This window comes from Aeromonas cavernicola, from assembly GCF_002795305.1.
GTDB lineage: Bacteria > Pseudomonadota > Gammaproteobacteria > Enterobacterales > Aeromonadaceae > Aeromonas > Aeromonas cavernicola.
The window spans coordinates 1-1,727 of record NZ_PGGC01000006.1 but is presented as its reverse complement, the minus strand read 5'-3'; the positions used below and the strand labels follow the sequence as shown (position 1 = coordinate 1,727).

Annotated in this window: 1 protein-coding gene and 2 pseudogenes; 2 read left to right on the top strand and 1 reads right to left on the bottom strand. The window is 50.8% G+C overall.

Features of this window, described 5'->3' with window-relative positions; translation table 11 throughout:
• Positions 1-88 (top strand): IS1 family transposase (locus CUC53_RS01425; protein ID WP_236757843.1); only part of this gene is annotated, 88 nt, incomplete at its 5' end.
• A 178-nt stretch (positions 89-266) separates the two neighbouring features.
• On the opposite strand, the pseudogene CUC53_RS01420 reads toward CUC53_RS01425, so the two are convergent.
• A pseudogene (locus CUC53_RS01420) lies at positions 267-1,397 on the bottom strand (IS3 family transposase).
• Between the two features lie 75 nt (positions 1,398-1,472).
• On the opposite strand from CUC53_RS01420, the pseudogene CUC53_RS01415 reads away from it, so the two are divergent.
• Positions 1,473-1,664, top strand: a pseudogene (locus CUC53_RS01415) (IS1 family transposase); the annotation flags it as partial.
• Positions 1,665-1,727: the final 63 nt, after the last annotated feature.

Sequence of the window (1,727 nt, the reverse complement as noted above, 5' to 3'; positions counted from 1 at the left end):
GGCGCGCAAGACCATCTGCTTCTCTCGTTCCGTTGAGCTCCACGAGAAAGTGATTGGTGCCTTTATCGAAAGGCATCATTTCAACTGATTGGAGGCGTTACCCAATTATTTATGTGCTAATCATTGCACTGAAGTGGGGCTCTAAGAAGTCCCCAGTGAGAGATCATCGCCACATCATTTTGGCATCTGGGACGAAGCTAAGCATGAGTCACCTGTAGTGGTCAAGTAAAACTGGCCACGGTTTTATAAGCAGCCCAATACTGCAGTTAAGATTCATTTGGTGTCAAACCACCGTTGTAGTGATGGGGACGAATGTTGCTGTAATAGCCCATCAAATACTCACTGATACTCTCCCTGGCATCGACCACATTTTTGTAGCCATGCTCAGGAACCCATTCACTTTTCAAACTACGAAATAGCCGCTCCATCGGTGCGTTATCCCAGCAATTACCTCGTCGACTCATGCTCGGATTTATCCGATACCGCCATAACAGTTGTTGATATCGGCGACTGCTGTAATGGCTGCCCTGATCAGAGTGGAACATCACCCCCTGTGGTTGTCCCCGTTGCTCATAGGCCATGGTCAGGGCCTATGAGCAACTCACTATCAGGCGCGAGCGAGAACGACCATCCAATCGGTTTTCTGGCAAACAAATCCATTACTACCGCCAGATAGCCCCAGCGTTGGCCAGTCCAGATGTACGTCACATCGCCGCACCACACCTGATTGGGGGCCGTCACTGCAAACTGTCGCTCCAATAAATTAGGGATAGTGACGTGTTCTTGCGGTGCCTTACGGTACTTGTACTGTGGTTGCTGGCGACTCACTAATTCCAATACTTTCATTAGCTTACTTGCTCGATAACGACTGAGAGGCAATCCCCTCTCAGTCACGATCCCCGTTATCGTGCGTGCGCCAGCAGACCCATTGCTGAGTTCATACGCATGACGTATTTCGCTGCGCAGTTCGACAAGCTGGGGAGAAATGGTCGTTACCCTGCCAGCCCAATATTTATAACTGCTGCGGTGGATCCCGAACACCTCACAAACACGGGCAACTGCATGGCTCTGCTTGAGTTTCTCGACTAGCGAGAACTGTTCAGGGAGTCGGACATCAAGAGAGCAGTAGCTTTTTTTAGAATGGTATTTTCCTCTTCCAAGCGACGTAAGCGCTTTTCGAGCTCACGGATCCGAAGTTGTTCTGGAGTCAGAGGTGTCGCCTTGGGAGAATTCCCAGCCCGCTCGGAACGTAATTGACGCACCCATAGTTCCATGGCTGATTTGCTAACGCCCATCGCTTCGCAGGCTGCGCGAATGGCGTATCCCTGGTCTAGGACGAGCTGCGCGCACTCGAGTTTGAACTGAGGAGTAAAAGTATGTCGTTTTGATTGCGTCATCATGCCACCTGTCAGTGTATGAGGTGAGAGTATCACCTCTAATCAGGTGGCCAAATTCACTATGCCACTACAGGAAGCTATGCCAGAGAGGTGCCGAGCGAGATGCATCTGACTGGGAAGATATTCACCCAGCGTATCGAGCGTAACAACCTGACGCTCAGAACGCGCATCAAGCGATTGGCTCGCAAGACCATCTGCTTCTCTCGTTCCATTGAGCTCCACGAGAAAGTGATTGGCGCCTTTATAGAAAGGCACCATTTCAACTGATTGGCGGCATTACCCCCAGCCGAATTGTGTGCGTCAAGCCCCTGCCGGTGAACGGTTACACTT